Below are 18,579 nucleotides of genomic sequence, written 5' to 3' on the forward strand. Positions count from 1 at the left end.
ATAGGCGTATGATCCTGCGGGAGTCTGGCGGCCTCTGCCTGCTCAGGGTTGCCCTTGGATCGGCGCGGAGTGTACACACTTACCGCCAGCGGTGACAATAAAAAATAGTGTTCAAAAACAGCTTTTCATAAGGCGATCAAATCTTGCCGCCAGCGGGCCTGGCAAGCGGGGGAAGAAGTCCCGCCACGCGCCCTTTTTCACCCTGAAAATAACCCCGTCTGGCCCGTCCTCGCCCCTCCCCCGCCACCAAGGGCATTGACGGAAAAATGAGTCCCATCACAAACCGCTTAAAAATGCGGTTGATGGACCATTTTATGCTGTCATTGATATCAACAACCACAGCCTCAACCACCTTACACCTTTCCAACCCGATCTTCGCCAAAAAATGTGGCAAAAACTGAGCTGACGCAAAAAGCCCCGCCGCCAGATTGGCCACAATGACCCTCCACCACAGGTTTGAGGCTTGCCAATGGATACCTTGCTTGAGCGTTTTCTGCGTTACGTGACTTTTCATACCCGCTCCGATGCGACCAATCCCGTCTGTCCCAGCAGCGAGGGACAGCTGGTCTTCGCCCGCGCCCTCTGTGATGAAATGACGCAGATGGGGCTGAGCCGGGTCACCCTGGACGAGCACGGCTACCTCACCGCCTGCCTGCCGGGCAACCAGCCGGACGCGCCGGCCATCGGCCTCATCGCCCACATGGATACCGCCGACTACGAGGCTGAGCAGGTGGTGCCCCAGATCATCGAAAACTATCAGGGGGGGGACATCTGCCTGGGCAAGGGTGACGAGGTGCTGGCCATTCGCGACTACCGTTTCCTGAAGAACTACCTGGGCCAGGATCTCATCACCACCGACGGCACCACCCTGCTGGGGGCCGACGACAAGGCGGGCATCGCCGAGATCCTCACCGCCATCGACCACCTGCTGGCCCACCCCGAGATCCCCCGCGGCGATGTCTGGGTCGGCTTTACCCCGGACGAGGAGATAGGCCGCGGTGCCGACCGCTTCCCGCTGGACCGCTTCCCGGCCCGCTGGGCCTACACGGTGGACGGCGGCGAGCTCGGTGAGCTCGAGTACGAGAACTTCAACGCCGCCGGCGCCACCGTGCGCTTTATCGGCAACAACGTGCACCCCGGCACCGCCAAGGGCAGCATGATCAACAGCCAGACCCTGGCCGCCCGCTTCCACGCCGCCATGCCCGCCGAGCAGACCCCGGAGTGCACCGACGGCTATCAGGGCTTCTTCCACCTGGCCCAGATGAACGGCACAGTGGAGGAGACCTGCCTGCACTACATCATCCGCGACTTCGACGACGAGGGCTTCGCCGCCCGCAAGGCCCAGCTCAAGGAGCGGGTCGCCTCGTTGCAGCTGGAGGCCCCCAAAGCGCGCATCGAGCTCACCCTGACCGACAGCTATCGCAACATGCGCAGCCAGATCGAGCCGCACATGCACATAGTCCAGCTGGCCAAGGCCGCCATGCTGGCCGCCGACGTGGCGCCAAAGATAAAACCCATTCGCGGCGGTACCGACGGCGCCCGGCTCTCCTTCATGGGGCTGCCTTGTCCCAACCTGTTTACCGGTGGCCACAACTTCCACGGCAAGCACGAATTCATCCCGCTGCAATCCATGGAAAAAGCGGTCGCCACCCTGGTGGAGCTGGTGCGCCTGACTTCGTCCTGGCGCGACTAAACCGGCCATCGTCACCGCCATGATCAAAGCATGACCAAAGAGGGGAGCCGGTTAACCGGCTCCCCTCTTTGCCATCAAACTGTCATCCCGCTGCCATGGGGCGGGAACAAAAGGGCGTCATGCTAGGGCAACGACTCATCGGAGCCCAGCCCATGTTCAGTGTCGATGCCCTGTTACAACAACACCTGCCCCGCCTGTCGGCCAACGACCTGCTACGCCCCCTGCTCCGACAAGGGCTGCGCTGGCTGCTGCACGAGCAGGCGTTTCAACGCTTCGCCGCATGCCACCCCCATCTGCGCGGACTCGACTTCGTCGAGCAGGCGCTGACCGAGCTCGACTTCGACTACCGGGTGAGCGAGGCCCAGCTCGAGCACATTCCGGCCAGCGGCCGGGTCATCATAGTCGCCAACCACCCCATCGGCTCCCTCGACGGGCTGGCCCTGCTGCGCCTGCTCGGCCGCATCCGGCCGGACGTCAAGATAGTAGCCAACCAGTTGCTGGCCCAGCTGACGCCGCTGCGACCCCTGCTGCTGCCGGTGGACAACCTGGGGGGCAAGACCGACAGGCGCGCCATCCTGGCGATGGGGGAGCACCTGGCGGGAGAAGGGGCGCTGGTGATATTTCCCGCCGGCGAGGTGTCGCGCCTCGGCCCCAAGGGGGTCAAGGACGGCCCCTGGCAATCAGGCTTCATCAAGCTGGCCCAGCGCACCCGCACCCCGCTGGTGCCGATCCATCTGGACGGGCGCAACGGTCTCTCCTTCTATCTCGCCGCCTGGCTCAACAACGACTGGGCCGGGCTGTTGCTGGTCAAGCAGCTGTTTCGCCAGCAGGGCAAACGCATCGCCATCACCATAGGTGCCCGCATCCCGGTGAGCGGGGTGCAGGAGCTGCCAGCCAAGAGCGCGGCCCGGCTGGTGCGCAGCCACCTCTATCGCATCGGGCGTGGCAAGCGGGGCTTGCTGGCCACCGAAGCCCCCATCGCCCTGCCGGAGGAGCGCCGTCAGCTCAAGCAGGCCATCGAATCCTGCGAGGCCCTCGGCCACACCCCAGACGGTCAGGGGATCTATCTCTACCGACGCCACGAGCTGAGTCACTCGGTGATCCTGCGCGAGCTGGGGCGCCTGCGGGAGATCGCCTTTCGGGCGGTGGGGGAAGGCTCCGGCAGACGGCGGGATCTCGACACCTTCGACGATGACTATCACCACCTCATTCTCTGGGATCCGGCCCGGCTCGAGATCATCGGCGCCTACCGTTTCGCGCCGGTGGCCGAGCTGCTGGCCAGCAAGGGGCTTGAAGGCCTCTACAGCCACACCCTGTTTGGCTTTGAAGAGAAGCTACTGCCCAGGCTGGAGCTTGCCATCGAGCTTGGCCGCAGCTTCATCCAGCCCGCCTACTGGGGCAAACGGGGGCTCGATTACCTCTGGTTTGGCATCGGCGCCTATCTGGCCCGCTATCCCGACTACCGCTACCTGTTCGGCCCGGTGTCGCTCTCCGGCAGCCTGCCGGCGGCGGCCAAGGATCTGCTGGTGAGCTTCTATCGCCAGCACTTTGCCCCCGAGCTCGCGCTCGCCCCCTCGCGCCGCCCCTACCCCGCCACACCGCCGCTGTTTGCCGGGCTGGATTACGGCGCCGATCTCAAGGAGCTCAAGGCTCGCCTCGACAACCTGGGCTGCGCCATCCCCACCCTCTACAAGCAGTACTCCGAGCTATGCGAGCCGGGCGGCGTGCAGTTCATGGATTTTGGCATCGACCCCGATTTCAACCACTGCATCGATGGCCTGGTGTGGGTGGATGTGAGCCGCCTCAAGCCCCACAAGCGGGCCCGCTATATCGGCCTCCCCGCCGAAGAAGAGCCGGGCACAGCTGCCGAGCGTTGAGCGGACGCCACAACGAGAGAGGGAGGCCTGCGCCTCCCTCTCTTTGTCATTGATGCTGCGGTTTACTCTGCAGTCGGCTTGCGATCGGCATGGCCCAAGTCACGCTCGGGGGCAATGACATCACGCACCCGTTGCTTGATCTCCTTGGCCTCGGGGAAGCCCTCGTCCGCCACCCGATCCCACACCAGCACCCCGTCCACCAGGATGCGAAACTCCCCCTTGCTGGCCGGCACCAGCGCCACCTCGCCCAGATCGCTGTCGAAGGTGGAGAGCAGCTCCTGGGCCAGCCAGGCGGCGCGCAGCATCCAGCGACAGAGGGTGCAGTAGCGGATTTCGATGCGGGGTTTGGGGGCGGACAAGGTCGTCTCGCTCATGTGGTCACTCCATCAATGGCGGCTAAGAAAAAGGCACTCACTGGGCAACCCCGTGGAAGTCGGCCAGCCAGTGGCGGGCAATGGTGCGCATGGTCGACTGCGGCAGGTCGAACAGACCGGGGGCCAGCGGCTGCAACGCCAGCTGACGCACCCCTTCGATGATCTCCGCCAGCACCAGATAGACATATTCGCCGATGACGGCGCCGTGGACGAAGTTGACCGCCTCGCCCCGGTTGAGCAGGAAGATGGTGCTGCCGTCGGGACGAGTCAGCGCCAGTACGTGGGGGCACACCTCTTCGCTCGGCCAGGGCAGTTGGGAGAGACAGAACGCAAACTCGTCGTCCGCCGAGGTGACCGAGGCGACCATGGTGCCGGGGCGCAACCGCTGCAGATCCGCCAGGTCCAGCGCGCCGTTGCCGGTGGAGCAGATCACCAGCTCGGCCCGGCTGAGGGCCTCGGCCTTGCCCACCAACTTGAAGCCGTGGGAGAGCGCCTCCACCTGGCGCAGCACGTCGGTCTCCACCAGCTCCAGATGCAGGTTGCGGCACCTGAGCTCGCGGGCGATGCTGCGCCCCACCTTGCCGTAGCCGAACAGGGCGGCCTGGCAGACATTGAAGGTGCGGTTGAGGGTGCGGGCCAGGGATTCGGCGGAGTAGACCACGCTCAGGCCGATCTGGATATCCTCGGCCTGCTTGAGAGGGCTGCGCGCCACCGAGATGACCGGAGTGGACAGCACCTCCTGCTCATAGCGCTGATGGCCGTTCTCGGTCATCTCCACCACCCCGAGGAAACGGGGGCCGAAATACTCGCTGAGGGTGGCCTGGGTTCTGGCGAAATAGCCGCCGATATCGAGAATGATCAGCCGCTCATGGGGCGCCACCAGTGGGGCTATGTGCTCTATCACCCCCTGCGGGGTATTGGTCCACTGGCGGTTGAGGGGCAGCACCGGATAGTGCTGCTGGGCCCAGGTCAGGGTCGGTCCGTGAACTGACTTGGGTTTGGGCAGGATGGCGCCGATCCGCCCGATCTGATCGAGGGCCTGAATAAACTGGGGGCGATCGGGAAGCAGATGGGTAACCAGCAGGATGCAGAGACCGTCGAGACGTCCCTGCTCGGTGAAATGGCGAAAAAACAGATGCTCAGATCCTTGACTGCGCAACTGTGGCCTCCTTAGCGCGCCGCAAACAAGCAGGCAAACAGAACCCGGTCAGACCGGGTTCTGTGTGTGTCCAGATAATTGAAAATCCTTTTTATCTGAAACCACTATGGGGCTCAATCTTTATCTGTACAGACTATGACGAAGTCGGCAACTTTTGGGTTAATTGCCTGTTTTTTATGCTAAAAATCAGTAAAGAGAGGCCTCTGGCCACACCTTCCACAGACTCAGACCCGCCCCGACGCCCGCCAGCAGGATCAGCAGGGCCCAGCGCTGGAACCAGGGTTTGTTGCGCAGTGCCCACTCCAGCAGCGGCAGCAGCCAGACCGGTAGCAACACCAGCAGCGGCACTTCCACGTATTGCCAGGCGAGCATCTGCATAAAGGCCAGCGCCAATGCGAGCGCCGCGGGCGCCACCTGGCTGCCGGCAAAGGCCCCGAGCAGGGCACGGAAACCGGCGAAGGCCGCCAGCGCACCGGCCAGCTGGGCAATCAGCAGGCTGCCATCGATGCCGATCACCAGTGCCAGCCAGATGAAGCCGAGGGCAAAGCCGAGCCCCTCGCGGCTGTCACCGCGCAGTCCGGTCCATCCCAGCCAGCCAATGGCGGGCAACAGCGCCAGCCAGATGGCGGGCTCGCTTGCCAGCACCGAGGCCAGCCCCTGCCACCACACCAGTGCCCCGAGCGCGGCAAACAGCGCAAGCGCGGCCCGCTGGTCGGCCAGCTGCGCCGCCAGGGCAGGCACCAACAGGGTGAGTGGCAGCCATTGCCACGCCTTGACCGGCAGCCCGTAGGCACCGCCCAGCAGGCAGCCCACCAGCCAGAGCGCCAGGGCGCCCCACAGGTATCCCAGCCGCGGCCAGCGCCACGACAGTAAAGCGGCCCCCAAAGGAGCCGCCAGGGTTTGAAGCAGGAGTGCCGCGCCCATTACTTGCGCACACCTTCGACAAACAGTGCGATGGTCATCTCGTCCGGAATGTTCGGCACCATGTAGTTCACGCCAAAGTCGCTGCGCTTGATGGTGGTGGTGGCGTTGAAGCCGCTGCGGTAGCCACCCCAGGGATCCTTGCCTTCACCGATGTGGACCAGATCGAAGGCCACTTCCTTGGACACGCCGTGCAGGGTCAGGGTGCCTTTCAGCACGCCCTTATCCTTGGTGCCCTCGTAGCCGGAGCTGACGAAAGTCATCTTGGGATACTGCTTCACGTCCAGGAAATCGGGGCTGCGCAGGTGTTTGTCGCGTGGCTCGTGGTTGGAGTCCACGCTGGCGGCATCGATCTCGAAGCTCGCCTTGGCCGCTGCCGGGTTGGCATCGTCCATGCTGAAGGTGCCGCTGAAGGTGTTGAAACGACCCACCAGCTCGGAGAAGCCGAGGTGTCCCACCTTGAATTGCACCGTGGTATGCGCCGCATCCACATCGTAATCGGCTGCCATCAGGGGCGTCGCCATAAAGAGGCAGGAGGCCAGCAGGGCCTTGGTCATCTTCATCCGTTCGTTCCTTCATATTGGGGGTTCACAACAACAGCCAAGATGCTAACCTCCATACCGGATATAGATAATCAGCGATTTATTAAAATAATTATCAACTGAGAGTGAAAGATGGACCAGATAGCCGCCATGCGCACCTTCATCAAGGTGGTGGAGTGTCAGAGTTTTACCAAGGCCGCCAACCAGCTCGGCATCTCGGTCGCCATGACCTCCAAGCTGATGCAGCAGCTGGAGGAGTCCCTCTCCACCCGGCTGCTGTCGCGCACCACCCGCCAGGTCAACCCCACCGAGGCGGGCCAGTTCTACTACCAGCGCTCCCAGGCGCTGCTGGCGGAGCTCGAAGAGACCCACAGCCAGCTGACCCGCAACAACCAACAGCCCCAGGGCACCCTCAAGCTGTCGGTGCCGATGGATTTCGGCTACCTGCACCTCTCCCCCGCCCTGCCGCTGTTTCGCGAACGCTACCCGGATCTGAAGCTGGAGATAGAGTACAGCGACCGGCGGGTGGCGCTGGTGGAAGAGGGGTTCGATCTGGCGCTGCGCATCGGCAACCTGCCGGACTCCTCCCTGGTGGCCAAGCCGCTGGCCATGATGCGGCTGGAGGTGTGCGCCAGCCCGGGTTACCTGGCCCGTCGGGGCACGCCGAACAGCCCGGAGGATCTCAAGCAGCACGACTGCCTGCTCTATACCCTGACCCAGCCGGACTGGGTATTCAAACGGGATGGCGAGCAGCTGAGCGTGCGCCCGCAGGGGCCGCTGCGGGCCAACAACGGGGTGGCCCTGACCCGGGCGGCCTGCGACGATCAGGGCATCATCTTGCAGCCCACCTTCATCGTCGGCGATGCGCTGCGCTCCGGCGCCCTGGTGTCACTGCTGCCTGAGTGGGAGAAGGGGCAGGTGGGGCTCTATGCCCTCTATCCGCACCGCCGTTTCGTCTCGGCCAAGGTGCGCTGTTTCATCGAATTCGTGCAGGAGCGCTATCTCGCCCCCCACTACTGGGATCGCAAGGCTTAACACCTTTGCGGCGGTGATGGGATGGCTATGAGGCGGCGGTATCGGCAGGCAGCGGCAACTCGGCCACCAGCAGTACGTCGTGCAGGTTCAGCTGCCAGCGCGGCAGCCGCTGGCGCAGGGTCGCCAGCTGCTCATCGCCGAGGGCATAGGGCAGAGTGATGTGCAGGCAGTGGCAATCGAGCATGCCGGCCAGTTGCAGGATCAGGATGAGGTTGGCCTCGTCGGTCTTGTGCTTGTTGATACGTTTGGCCAGCTCGTGGCGAAAGTGGGTCTCCGGATCCTGGGTCATCGCCTGCCAGCCGTAGCCAAACAGCGGAATGAAGGCGCTGACGATGCCAAGGGCGGTGAGTGGCTGCTTGGGCGGGTGATAGAGGGCGTTGAGATCCAGCTCGATGGGCGTTAGATGCAGCTCACGATTGCCGGACAAAATATTATTACTCATTGGATAACCCTCTTGATTCCACTAGACTTCGCCGCATATTTGACCTGACATGCCAACGAGGTGCTGATGCTAAGCGATATCGAGATCTCCCGCCAGTCCCCCCGTCTCTCCATTCATGCGCTGGCCGAGCGCCTCGCCATCCCTTCGCACCAGCTGAGCCCATACGGCCACTACAAGGGCAAACTCAGCCTCGACCTGCTCAAGTCGCTCCCCAAACCGGCGGGCAAGCTGGTGCTGGTGAGCGCCATCACCCCCACCCCGCTTGGCGAGGGCAAGACGGTGACCACCCTCGGCCTCTCCATGGGGCTCAACCACATCGGCCAGCCCAGCATCGCCACCATCCGCCAGCCGAGCCTCGGGCCCGTGTTCGGGGTCAAGGGGGGCGCCGCTGGCGGTGGCCACGCCCAGGTGGTGCCGATGGAGGAGATGAACCTGCACCTCACCGGTGACTTTCACGCCCTCACCGCCGCCCACAATCTGGCGGCGGCGGCCCTCGATGCCCGCCTGTTCCATGAGCGCAAACTCGGTGACCAGTTCAGCGCCAGAACCGGCCTGCCTCGGCTCGATATCGATGCAGACAACATCCTCTGGCCGCGCACCCTCGACATGAACGACCGCGCCCTGCGCCACCTCACCATCGGCCAGGGGGGCGCCGCCGACGGCGTCGAGCGCAGCGATCGCTTCGTCATCACCGCCGCCTCCGAGCTGATGGCCATTCTGGCGCTGGCGAGCGATCTGAACGATCTGCGTGCGCGCATCGGCCGCATCCAGCTGGCCCGCGACCTGCACGGCAAACCCATCACCGCCGAGCAGCTGGAAGTGGCGGGCGCCATGACGGTGCTGCTCAAGGAGGCCCTGCAGCCGACCCTGATGCAGACCACGGAGCAGACCCCGGTGCTGGTGCACGCCGGCCCCTTTGCCAACATCGCCCACGGCAACTCCTCGGTGATCGCCGATCGCATGGCCCTCGGCCTCACCGATTACGTGGTGACCGAGGCAGGCTTTGGCTCCGATATGGGGCTGGAGAAGTTCTTCAACATCAAGAGCCGCCAATCCGGCCTGACCCCGGCCTGCGTGGTGCTGGTGGCGACGGTGCGAGGCCTCAAGGCCAACAGCGGCCTGCTCGACATCCGCCCGGGCCAGCCGCTGCCCCAAAGCCTGCTGGGCGAGGATCTGCCGACCCTGGCGCAGGGCTGCGCCAACCTCGGCTGGCACATCGCCAATGCCCGCCGTTACGGCGTACCCGTGGTGGTCGCCATCAACCGCTTCCCCACCGACAGCGAAGCTGAGCTGGCCTTGCTGGCCCGCGAGGCGGTGCAAGCCGGCGCCTCTGGCTGCGCCATCTCCCACGCCTTTACCCAGGGCGGGGCCGGGGCCGACGAGCTGGCCCGGGCGGTGGTGGCCGCCTGTGAGCAGCCAGGCCTGGTCAAACTGCTCTACCCAGACGATGCGAGCCTGGACGCCAAGCTGGCAACCCTGGTGGAGTGCGGCTATGGCGGGCGTGGCGTACGACTCTCGGACAAGGCGCGCCGCCAGCTGGCGCAACTCTCTGCCGAGGGATGGGGCCACCTGCCGGTCTGCGTGGCCAAGACGCCGCTCTCCATCAGCCATGATCCGGCCCTCAAGGGGGTACCGACCGACTTCGAGGTGCCCATCGAGGAGGTGAGGCTCTGCGCCGGCGCCGGCTTCGTCTATGCCCTGGCGGGCCCCATCATGACCATGCCGGGCCTTGGCAGCCTGCCGGCCTACCGTCATATCGATATCGACGAGCACGGCGACATCGTCGGGTTGAGCTGATATCGGCGTTGGCGGCCTGACCTGCTGCCCCCTCAAACGCCAGAAACAACAAGGCCCCGTCACTGGACGGGGCCTTTTGCTATCTGCCAAACGCTCTTAGAGGGTAAAGCGCTGGGTCATATGGTGCAGTGTATTGGCCAGCTTGCTCAGCTCGACACAGGCTTGGGCGGTCTGTTGGGCCCCCAGGGCATTCTCGTCCGCCGCATTGTGGATGTTGACGATGCTGCGGTTGAGCTCCTCGGTCACCGCATTCTGCTCCTCGGTAGCGGTGGCGATCAGGGTGTTCATGTCGGTGATCTGGGTGACGGCACCGTTGATGGTGTCGATGCTGTTGCCCGCTTCCCGCGCCAGCCCCACGCTCTCCTGCATCTGCTGACGGCTCAGCTGCATGGCGCTGCCCGCCTCGGCGGTGCGCTCCTGCAGCACCTCGATCATCTTGCTGATCTCGGCGGTGGAGTTCTGGGTACGCTGGGCCAGGGAGCGCACTTCATCGGCCACGACCGCAAAGCCGCGCCCCTGCTCGCCGGCGCGCGCCGCCTCGATGGCCGCGTTGAGGGCCAGCAGGTTGGTCTGCTCGGCAATGCCGCGAATGACGTCAAGCACCATGCTGATGTTGGTGCTGTCCTGCTCCAGTTGCTGCACCACGGCGCCCGCCTGCTCAATCTTGACCGACACCTCCTCGATGCTGCTGATGGCGCTGCGCACCACCTGGTTGCCCTGGGTCGAGGTGCGCGAGGCATCCTTGGCGGCGCTCATGGCGTCCGTGGTGTTGCGGGCTACCTCGTTGACGGTGGACTGCATCTCGTTCATGGCGATGGCAACCTGGGAGACCTCGCTCTGCTGACGGGCCATGCCGGTAGCGGACTGCTCGGAGATGGCACTCACCTCCTCCACCGCGCTGCTGAGCTGGCTCACCGAGCCGGCGATCTCACTCACCAGATCCGCAAGCGAACCCTGCATGCGGTCGATGGCGGCGCCGAGCTGACCCAGCTCGTCACGCTTGAAGCGATTGCCGCGGATCCACTCCTGCAACTCGCTCTTGCCCAGATCACCGCTCGCGATGCGCTGAGCCTGGCGGGCCAACATCACCAGCGGATCGCGGATCTGTCGAGTAAGCACGGTGGAGAGCGCCCCCGCCAGCAGCAGACCCAGTACCAGCGCCACTATGATGCTTAGCTTGGCGCTGTCAAACGCAGCCACCACCTGGGCACGGGAGCCCACTGAGTAGCCGTGGTTGATGCGGATCAGATCCCCCACCGACTTGGCCAGGTTGGTGTAGAGGGTGATCCCCTCGCTCATGAACAGCTGCTGGGCCTCGGCCAGCTGGCCGCCATCCTGCATCTGCCGGATGCGCTGGTGCAGGGCCACGTACTTGTCCCAGTCCTGCTTGACGATGTCGAAGGTACGCCGCTCTTCCACGTCCTCCGCCCAGATGGTGGCATCGTGCGCCTTGACCTGCCGGGCGACCTCTTGCAGGGTCTGCTCGCCAAGGTCGCGATAGTGGGCTTTCTGCTGCGGATCGGCCGCCACCAGAAACACATCCAGTTCATAGCGGCGCAGGGTATTGATGGTCTCGCCCAGGGTACTGGTGCGCACCACGGCGGGCAAAATGCTGTCGGTAAAGCCGATGGCGGCCCGGTTCATGTTGCCAAACTGCAGCAGCGAGAAGCCGCCGATAAAGGCCATCATCAGGCCGAGCATGGCAAAACCCGCGGTGAGTTTCTTGCCAATGGTCATGGTACTGGTATTCATGGCATGTCCTGGATATGAGTGAACAGATAACGCTCGTCTGAACCGTACGCATACGGCCCGCTGTCACCGCCTCCATGGCGGCTCATCCAGCCTTGATGAATATATGTCCTTGCATGAACGAGGCGACATTTTTTACAAGATGCCCGGCTGAGCGCAGGTCTCTTATCGACAGACCCACCCGGCCAAGAGAGCAGCCAAAGCCTGGCACCTTGAAGACTTGAACGCACTCCCGAAAGATGCGCACAAGCCATAACGGGATATATCGACCGGGGATGTCCATCCCTTGAGGAAAATTGTCGGTGCGACCATCCGGCAGCCAGCGGGCGGTCAGGAGAAGGAAAAAGGAGGGGAAAGCGAGGAGACATGCCGCAGTGGCGACACATCTCCTGGCAGATCAGCCTTTCAGACCGGCCAGAAACTCGGCGCGGGTATCGGGCTGGGTCTTGAAGACGCCACCCAGGGAGGTGGTGGTGGTGTAGGAGGTGGAGTCCATCACGCCGCGGGCCTTCACGCAGAAGTGGGTCGCCTTGATGCTGATGGCCACGTCCTTGGTGCCGAGCAGGGTCTGCAGCGCCAGCAGGATCTGCTGGGTCAGGCGCTCCTGCACCTGGGGACGGCGGGCAAAGAACTGCACGATGCGGTTGATCTTGGAGAGCCCGATCACCTTGCCGCGGGGGATATAGGCCACGTGGGCCAGCCCGTCGATGGTGACGAAGTGGTGCTCACAGGTGCTGGTGAGGCTGATGTCCCGCACCATGATCATCTCGTCCACCTTCATCTTGTTCTCGATCACCGTCACCTTGGGGAAGGTGGCGTAATCGAGACCGGAGAAGATTTCGTTCACGTACATCTTGGCGATGCGGTGCGGTGTCTCTGCCAGACTGTCATCGGCCAGATCCAGCCCCAGCGTCTCCATGATGGCGCGCATGTGGCCCTCGATCTTCTCCCGCTTCTGCTGGCCGTCCAGGGTATTGGCCACCAGAGGTGTTTCGAGGCCCTCGGCCTCGAGGGCGGCCCTGACCAACAGGGCTTCCCGACTTAAGCTCGTCATCTTGTTCCTCTCCCACGCTCAGGGACTGTGATGGCCGCCTCGCTATGACGGCACTCGGTTGTGGCGCAATAGTAGACGGCGATTATTGTCATAATTCAAGCTAACTCAAGCCTGTTCCCTGACTTTATGCCAATCTGGCGGCTTTTACTTCGCCGGCGCTACCCATACGGGGGGAGGCGCGCGGCCCGGTCGCTGCCTATCTGTACAGCCAAGCGGTTTTATCCTGCTGCAACCTGCCCATCGGCATGGATTTTTGGGATAATCCGCCCTTCACACCCCCTCCATCACACAATGAGGTCATGACATGGGATTTGATACCAGCGGACTACTCCCCCTGAGCGACGCCCTGCAGGGCATGCTGGCACAGCTTGACGGCTGTTGCGACAGCGAACAGTTGCCCCTGCCGCAGGCCCTTGGCCGGGTACTCGCCGCGGATATCGCCTCCCCCCTCAGCGTGCCCCCGTTCGACAACTCCGCCATGGACGGTTATGCGGTGCGGCTGGCGGATCTCGCCAACGGTGCCCCCCTCATCATGGCGGGCAAGGCCTTCGCCGGTCAGCCCTACCAGGGTGAGTGGCCCGCCGGCCACTGCGTGCGCATCATGACCGGCGCCCCGGTGCCGGCCGGGACGGATGCGGTGGTGATGCAGGAAGAAACTCAGGCCGACGGCGACAGGATCACCTTTCTGACCACTCCTGTGCCCGGCCAGAACATTCGCCGCCGCGGCGAAGACATCCGCAAGGGCGCCAGCGTGCTCGCTGCCGGTACTCGTCTCACCGCCCGGGAGATGCCGCTGCTGGCCTCCCTCGGCATTGCCACCGTGTCGGTACGTCGGCCGCTCAAAGTGGCCATCTTCAGTACCGGTGACGAGCTCAAGCCAGTCGGCACCCCCCTCGCCCACGGCGACATCTACGACTCCAACCGCTACGGCGTGCGGGCCATGCTGGATCGCATGGGCTGCGACTGCCTCGACCTTGGCATCATCCCGGACGATCCGGCCCAGCTGCGCGCCGCCTTCCAAAAGGCCGACCGCGAGGCCGACGCCCTCATCACCACAGGCGGCGTCTCGGTGGGGGAAGCAGACTTCACCAAGCAGTTGCTGGAGGAGCTTGGCGAAATCGGCTTCTGGAAGCTGGCCATCAAGCCGGGCAAGCCGTTTGCCTTCGGTCGCCTGCCCCACGCCTGGTTCTTCGGCCTGCCGGGCAACCCGGTCTCCGCCATGGTCACCTTCGATCAGCTGGTGCAACCGGCGCTGGCCAAGCTGGCGGGTCAGCGTTTCGAGCGCCCGCTCCAGCTGCACGCCATTGCCGCTGAGCCGCTCAAGAAGGCGCCGGGCCGGCTCGACTTCCAGCGCGGCATCCTGACTCAGGGGCCAAACGGCCTGGAGGTACGCAGCACCGGCTCGCAAGACTCCGCCGTGTTCAGCTCCCTGTCGCGGGCCAATTGCTACATCGTCCTTGAGCGCGAGCGGGGCCGGGTCGCCACAGGGGAAACCGTCACCGTCGAACCGTTCGGGGGATTGCTGCTGTGAGCGAGATCCTGAGCGATGCCGAACTCTTGCGCTACAACCGCCAGATCATCCTCAAATCTTTCGATTTCGAGGGGCAGGAGGCGCTCAAGCAGGCTCACGTGCTGGTGATCGGCGCCGGCGGCCTTGGCTGCGCTGCCAGCCAGTATCTGGCGGTGGCCGGGGTCGGCCGGCTCACCCTGGTCGATTTCGACAAGGTGGAGCTCTCCAACCTGCAACGCCAGGTGCTGCACACCGATGAGCGCATCGGCCACGACAAGGTGGACTCCGCCGCCCACTCCCTGCGCGCCCTCAACCCCTGGCTTGAGGTGGAGACCCACACCGCCGTGGCCGACGAGGCGCTGCTCGATGCCCTGTTGCCCCACCACCAGCTGGTATTGGATTGCACCGACAACCTGGCCATTCGCAACCTGCTCAACCAAAAGGCCCGCCAGCACGGCGTGCCGCTGGTCAGCGGCGCCGCCATCCGGCTGGAGGGCCAGGTCTGCAGCTTCACCTGGCAGCAGGATGAGCCCTGCTACGCCTGCCTCAGCGCCCTGTTTGGCGAGCAGGCCCTCACCTGCGTCGAGGCGGGGGTGCTGGCGCCTGTGGTGGGACTGGTGGGCAGCCTGCAGGCGCTCGAAGCCATCAAGCTGCTGGCTGGCATGGGCAGGAGCTACAGCGGCCGCCTGCTGATGATCGACGGCCTGGGCGGCACCTTTCGCGAAATGAAGCTGCCCAAGCGCCCCGACTGCCCGGTCTGCTCGCACGGGTGAACCATCCCAGCGAGCCTTTGCGCCAACAAAAAAGCCGACCCTGGGGTCGGCTTTTTTTATCTGCCACTGTTCTCCATCACTTCATCAATGGGTAGAGAGGATCCGCTGCAACAGATGATTGAAGCCGGAGGGATCTTCCGCCGGCCAGGCGTGATGGCCGTTGGGGGTGTGGATGGTGGCGTTGGGCAGGGAGGCGAACTGCTCCACCCGTTTGGCGAGCGGCAGATAGTCGTGGCTGGTGGAGATGATGGCCACCGGCTGCCAGATGTTGCCAAGCCGGGCGCGTACCGGCCAGCCGGGTAGCGCTTCCAGCAGCGCCTTGTAGGTTTTCTTCTTGTTGCGCACGAAACGCAGCCGGAAGGTGTGGCGCACCTGGGCAAGGTCGGGGCCGGGAAAAAGCTCACGACCGAGCCACCAGGCGAGCGGCCGCAGGCCGAACCAGCGCAGCCACTTGAGGCGCTGGGCAAAGCGCTCCTGCTCTTTCGGCGTCTCCAGCAGGAACTCGCTGCAACCGTTGACCAGCACCAGCCCTTGCACCTTGTGTGGCAGCTGCAACGCCAGCTCCAGCGCCACCATGGCCCCCAAAGAGAGCCCCACCACCCAGGCGGGCTCAGGCTGTTCATCGAGCCAGTTCACCACGTCCGCCGCCAGGGTCGCCACGTCGAACGGCCCCTCCTGCATGCTCTGGCCGTGGCCGCGCAGATCCAGCGCCACCACCCGGTAGTGTTCGGAAAAGCGTTCGATCTGCGCCTGCCAGTCGAGGCTGGAGGAGCCCAGCCCGTGCAGCAGCAACAACAAGGGGCCCTCCCCCGCGCTGCGCAGGGCAAGACCGTTGGATTTCATCACCTGATTGCGGCGCATCAGTTCATTGCCTCTCGACTCATCCGCTGAACCATCCTGATTTTCTGCCTCTTCTGCAATCCGCTCAACCCTCGCTGACCAGGCTCACCGCCTTGATGTAGGCGTAGATCTGCTGGTTCGGGGCGAGCGCCAGCCGTCTGGCGGAGCGGCTTGTGATCCGGGCCAGCAGTATCTGCTGACCCAGCGCCAACTGCAACAGGGTCTGGCCGGGGCGCACCTCGCGTTCGGCCAGCAATCGGGTGGTGAGGCAGTTGGAGAGGCTGGAGTGCTCGATAGGAGCGGTGGCGATCACCACGTCCCGCCCGGCCACCTTGATCTGCAAGGGGCCGCCGTCGTCCGGCACCTGGGTCATGGTGACTCGCAACTGCTGCTCGCCGAGCTGCAGGGTCGCCATCTGCTCCTCTTCATCGTAGTGAGAGAGGCTCGCCGCCAGCATCACCCCGGCGTCGTCGCGACTGGCGAGCGAGAGATCGGTGCGGGCGAAGATCTCGCTCGGCCGGCCTTGCGCCTCCACCCGGCCATCCGCCAGCAGCACCAGCTGATCGCAGAGCAGGCTCACCTCCTCCATGGCGTGGCTGACGAAGATCATCGGAATGCCGCTCTCCTGCTGCAAACCCTTGAGCACGTGGGCCTGATGAATGCGGCTGCGTCTGTCCAGCGCAGAGAAAGGTTCATCGAGCAGCAGCAGATCGGGCTCGGCCAACAGGGCCCGGGCCAGTGCCACCCGCTGGCGCTGGCCGCCGGAGAGGCCGTGAGCCGGCTGGGGCAGCAGTTCAGCAAAACCAAGGCGGGTTGCCAGCGCCTCGGGTTGCCAGCGCCCTCGCCCCTTGCGGGCCGCCAGTTGCAGGTTGCCGAGCACGCTCAGATGGGGGAAGAGGCGCGAATCCTGAAACACCAGGCCGATGCGGCGCGCCTCGGGCAGCAGATCGCTCAGCCCCCTGCCCTGCCAGTTCAACGTGTCACTCGGCGCCCTGTCCAGCCCGGCGATGATGCGTAGCAGGCTGCTCTTGCCGCAGCCGGAGGGGCCGAACAGACCGAGGATCCCCCCAAGCTCCAGGGCCAGTTCACAATCGAGGCTAAAGGCGCCGAACGCCCGCCTTGCCTTGAGTTGCAGCGGTTTCGCCTTGCCGGTGTCGTTCATCCGAACAGCCTCCGTTGCCGGCGCTGCAGCACCCCGTACACCAGCACCAGCATCACCAGCGAGAAGCCCATCAGGCCGCCCGCCAGCAGGTGGGCGTTTTGATAGTCCATCGTCTCCACGTGATCAAACAGGGCGATGGAGAGCACCTGGGTCTCACCCGGGATGTTGCCGCCAATCATCAGCACCACCCCGAACTCCCCCAGGGTGTGGGCAAAACCGAGCGCCGCCGCCATCACGAAGCTGGGCAGCGTCATCGGCAAGATGATGTGAAAGAAGCGCTCCAGCGGGCCAAACCCCAGGGTGGCGGCGGCCTCCAGCTCCTTGTTGCCCATGTTGACGAAGGCGGAGGTGAGCGGCTGCACCACGAAGGGGAGCGAGTAGAGGATGGAGGCCAGCAGCAGACCGGTAAAACTGAAGGCAAGCGGCGCCCCGAAGGTGTCGCGCCACCAGGCGCCCAGGCCATAGGAGGGGGAGAAGGCCAGCAGCAGATAGAAACCGAGCACCGTCGGCGGCAGCACCAGCGGCAGGGCCACCAGGGCCTCCACCACGGGTCTGAGCCTGTGCTGGCTGCGCGACAGCCACCAGGCCAACGGCGGCGAGAGCAGCAGCAGGATGGCGGTAGTGCTGGCTGCCAGCCTCAGGGTGAGCCAGACCGCCAGCAGATCCCCTTCACTCATCGGACGCACTCCCAACGCCAGTTCCAGCACCAGACACATCGATTGAGCCGCACTCCCAGATGAATTCAGGCAACGGCATGGTGTGCATCCTTATCGTAAGAGTGGGCCGACCCGAGGGCCGGCCAATCATCAGGCAGGTGTGTGGTTGCGCCATCACTGGGGCAGCGCATAACCCGCCGCCTTGATCTCTGCCTGACCCGGCCCCTTGAGCCAGGCCACCAGCGCTTCTACCGCGGCGCCTTTCTTCAATACCAGCCCCTGCTGCTCAATGGGCGGATAGAAGTCGGCCGGCACGGCCCAGGCTTCGCCGGTCTTGCCCGCTTCCACCAGGTTGGCCCAGGCGACGAAGCCCAGCTCGGCGTTGCCGGTGTCGACGAACTGCCAGGTCTGGCCGATGTTGGTGCCGGTCAGTAGGCGGTACTGCTTGGGATCGATCTTGAGATGATCGAGAGTCGCCATGGCGGCGGTGCCGTAGGGAGCGGTCTTCGGATTGGCGATGGCGAGGTTGCCCTTCCAGTTGCGCAGGGTTGCCTCGTCAGGAGCCGGCCCCCCCTTCTGCCACAGACCCAGCTGGCCGATGGCGTAGGTGAAACGCTCGCTGCCCTTGCCCTCCTGCTCCAGCTTCTGCGGGGTTTTCACGTCGGCGGAGAGGAAGAGATCGAACGGGGCGCCGTGGCTGATCTGGGTGTAGAGCACCCCGGTCGCGGCGGAGGAGATGGCCAGGGTATGGCCGGTCTTGGCGGTGAACGCCTTGCCGATGCGCTCTATGGTGCCCTTGAAGTTGGCGGCCACGGCCACCTTGACCTCGTCGGCCTGCACGGCACCAGCCTGCAGCGCACTGGCGCAGACCCCGGCGATGACAACGGATAACAGCGGTTTCATTCCTTTACCTCCTGAGTGGGGCCGCTTCTATCGCTCCCCAGCCAAGGGGGCGGCCCCGAAAACAGGGGCCGCGGCTCCCGATGAGCCAGCCC

18 protein-coding genes are annotated in these 18,579 nt (G+C 64.6%); 6 read left to right on the forward strand and 12 right to left on the reverse strand.

Translation table 11 applies throughout. The features are described 5' to 3' along the window. Positions 1–136: 136 nt before the first annotated feature. Positions 137–436, reverse strand: a complete 300-nt coding sequence (locus PG897_RS07950; protein WP_017779231.1) for a hypothetical protein — start codon at positions 434–436, stop codon at positions 137–139. A 33-nt stretch (positions 437–469) separates the two neighbouring features. Between PG897_RS07950 and pepT the strand changes: the two genes are divergently transcribed. Both pepT and PG897_RS07960 read left to right on the forward strand, forming a co-directional pair. Beyond that, positions 470–1,693 (forward strand): peptidase T, encoded by a 1,224-nt coding sequence (gene pepT / locus PG897_RS07955; RefSeq protein WP_024942799.1) that lies wholly within the window; start codon positions 470–472, stop codon positions 1,691–1,693. Positions 1,694–1,845: 152 nt separating this feature from the next. Then, positions 1,846–3,570, forward strand: coding sequence for a lysophospholipid acyltransferase family protein (locus PG897_RS07960; RefSeq protein ID WP_024942800.1), 1,725 nt, complete (start codon positions 1,846–1,848; stop codon positions 3,568–3,570). A 62-nt stretch (positions 3,571–3,632) separates the two neighbouring features. Here PG897_RS07960 and PG897_RS07965 read toward each other — a convergent pair whose 3' ends face one another. The 4 genes from PG897_RS07965 to PG897_RS07980 all read right to left on the reverse strand — a co-directional run bounded on the left by PG897_RS07965 (position 3,633) and on the right by PG897_RS07980 (position 6,587). Beyond that, positions 3,633–3,944 carry a SelT/SelW/SelH family protein gene (locus tag PG897_RS07965; RefSeq protein ID WP_019840718.1) on the reverse strand — a complete coding sequence of 104 codons (312 nt, stop codon included), beginning with the start codon at positions 3,942–3,944 and terminating at the stop codon, positions 3,633–3,635. 37 nt (positions 3,945–3,981) lie between these two features. Continuing rightward, on the reverse strand, positions 3,982–5,103 hold the full coding sequence (locus tag PG897_RS07970) for an adenosylhomocysteinase (RefSeq protein ID WP_017781775.1): 1,122 nt from the start codon (positions 5,101–5,103) through the stop codon (positions 3,982–3,984). A 186-nt stretch (positions 5,104–5,289) separates the two neighbouring features. Next, a complete protein-coding gene (locus tag PG897_RS07975; protein ID WP_024942801.1) occupies positions 5,290–6,027 on the reverse strand; it encodes a hypothetical protein in 738 nt (245 codons plus the stop codon). Beyond that, entirely contained in the window at positions 6,027–6,587 is a 561-nt protein-coding gene (locus PG897_RS07980) for a YceI family protein (protein ID WP_017781777.1), read from the reverse strand. Before PG897_RS07980 ends, PG897_RS07975 begins: the two co-directional genes overlap by 1 nt. 111 nt (positions 6,588–6,698) lie before the next feature. Between PG897_RS07980 and PG897_RS07985 the strand changes: the two genes are divergently transcribed. Beyond that, positions 6,699–7,601 (forward strand): LysR family transcriptional regulator, encoded by a 903-nt coding sequence (locus PG897_RS07985; RefSeq protein WP_010634428.1) that lies wholly within the window; start codon positions 6,699–6,701, stop codon positions 7,599–7,601. Between the two features lie 25 nt (positions 7,602–7,626). Here the strand turns inward: PG897_RS07985 and PG897_RS07990 are convergent, their stop codons facing one another. Continuing rightward, the gene (locus tag PG897_RS07990; RefSeq protein WP_024942802.1) at positions 7,627–8,043 is read right to left on the reverse strand and encodes a hypothetical protein; all 417 of its coding nucleotides are present in this window, start codon (positions 8,041–8,043) and stop codon (positions 7,627–7,629) included. 66 nt (positions 8,044–8,109) lie between these two features. On the opposite strand from PG897_RS07990, the gene PG897_RS07995 reads away from it, so the two are divergent. Further along, entirely contained in the window at positions 8,110–9,840 is a 1,731-nt protein-coding gene (locus PG897_RS07995; protein ID WP_201880942.1) for a formate--tetrahydrofolate ligase, read from the forward strand. Positions 9,841–9,936: 96 nt separating this feature from the next. On the opposite strand, the gene PG897_RS08000 is transcribed toward PG897_RS07995, so the two are convergent. Both PG897_RS08000 and folE read right to left on the reverse strand, forming a co-directional pair. After that, positions 9,937–11,592: a methyl-accepting chemotaxis protein gene (locus PG897_RS08000; protein WP_270828852.1), complete on the reverse strand. Its 1,656-nt coding sequence runs from the start codon at positions 11,590–11,592 to the stop codon at positions 9,937–9,939. A 394-nt stretch (positions 11,593–11,986) separates the two neighbouring features. After that, on the reverse strand, positions 11,987–12,643 hold the full coding sequence (gene folE / locus PG897_RS08005) for a GTP cyclohydrolase I FolE (RefSeq protein WP_005299391.1): 657 nt from the start codon (positions 12,641–12,643) through the stop codon (positions 11,987–11,989). 304 nt (positions 12,644–12,947) lie between these two features. On the opposite strand from folE, the gene moeA reads away from it, so the two are divergent. Both moeA and moeB read left to right on the forward strand, forming a co-directional pair. Beyond that, positions 12,948–14,174 (forward strand): molybdopterin molybdotransferase MoeA, encoded by a 1,227-nt coding sequence (moeA, locus tag PG897_RS08010; protein ID WP_024942805.1) that lies wholly within the window; start codon positions 12,948–12,950, stop codon positions 14,172–14,174. Beyond that, positions 14,171–14,926, forward strand: a complete 756-nt coding sequence (gene moeB, locus PG897_RS08015) for a molybdopterin-synthase adenylyltransferase MoeB (protein WP_024942806.1) — start codon at positions 14,171–14,173, stop codon at positions 14,924–14,926. Before moeA ends, moeB begins: the two co-directional genes overlap by 4 nt. An 84-nt stretch (positions 14,927–15,010) precedes the next feature. Here moeB and PG897_RS08020 read toward each other — a convergent pair whose 3' ends face one another. The 4 genes from PG897_RS08020 to modA form a co-directional block, all read right to left on the reverse strand. Then, a complete protein-coding gene (locus PG897_RS08020) occupies positions 15,011–15,787 on the reverse strand; it encodes an alpha/beta fold hydrolase (RefSeq protein ID WP_270828853.1) in 777 nt (258 codons plus the stop codon). 64 nt (positions 15,788–15,851) lie between these two features. Then, positions 15,852–16,928 (reverse strand): molybdenum ABC transporter ATP-binding protein, encoded by a 1,077-nt coding sequence (modC, locus tag PG897_RS08025; RefSeq protein ID WP_201880940.1) that lies wholly within the window; start codon positions 16,926–16,928, stop codon positions 15,852–15,854. After that, positions 16,925–17,605 (reverse strand): molybdate ABC transporter permease subunit, encoded by a 681-nt coding sequence (modB, locus tag PG897_RS08030; RefSeq protein WP_026140934.1) that lies wholly within the window; start codon positions 17,603–17,605, stop codon positions 16,925–16,927. Before modB ends, modC begins: the two co-directional genes overlap by 4 nt. Positions 17,606–17,758: 153 nt before the next feature. Beyond that, positions 17,759–18,487, reverse strand: coding sequence for a molybdate ABC transporter substrate-binding protein (gene modA, locus PG897_RS08035; protein ID WP_099358471.1), 729 nt, complete (start codon positions 18,485–18,487; stop codon positions 17,759–17,761). Positions 18,488–18,579: the final 92 nt, after the last annotated feature.

Origin of the sequence: Aeromonas sp. QDB20, assembly GCF_027707805.1 — a bacterium.
GTDB classification, from domain to species: Bacteria; Pseudomonadota; Gammaproteobacteria; order Enterobacterales; family Aeromonadaceae; genus Aeromonas; species Aeromonas dhakensis.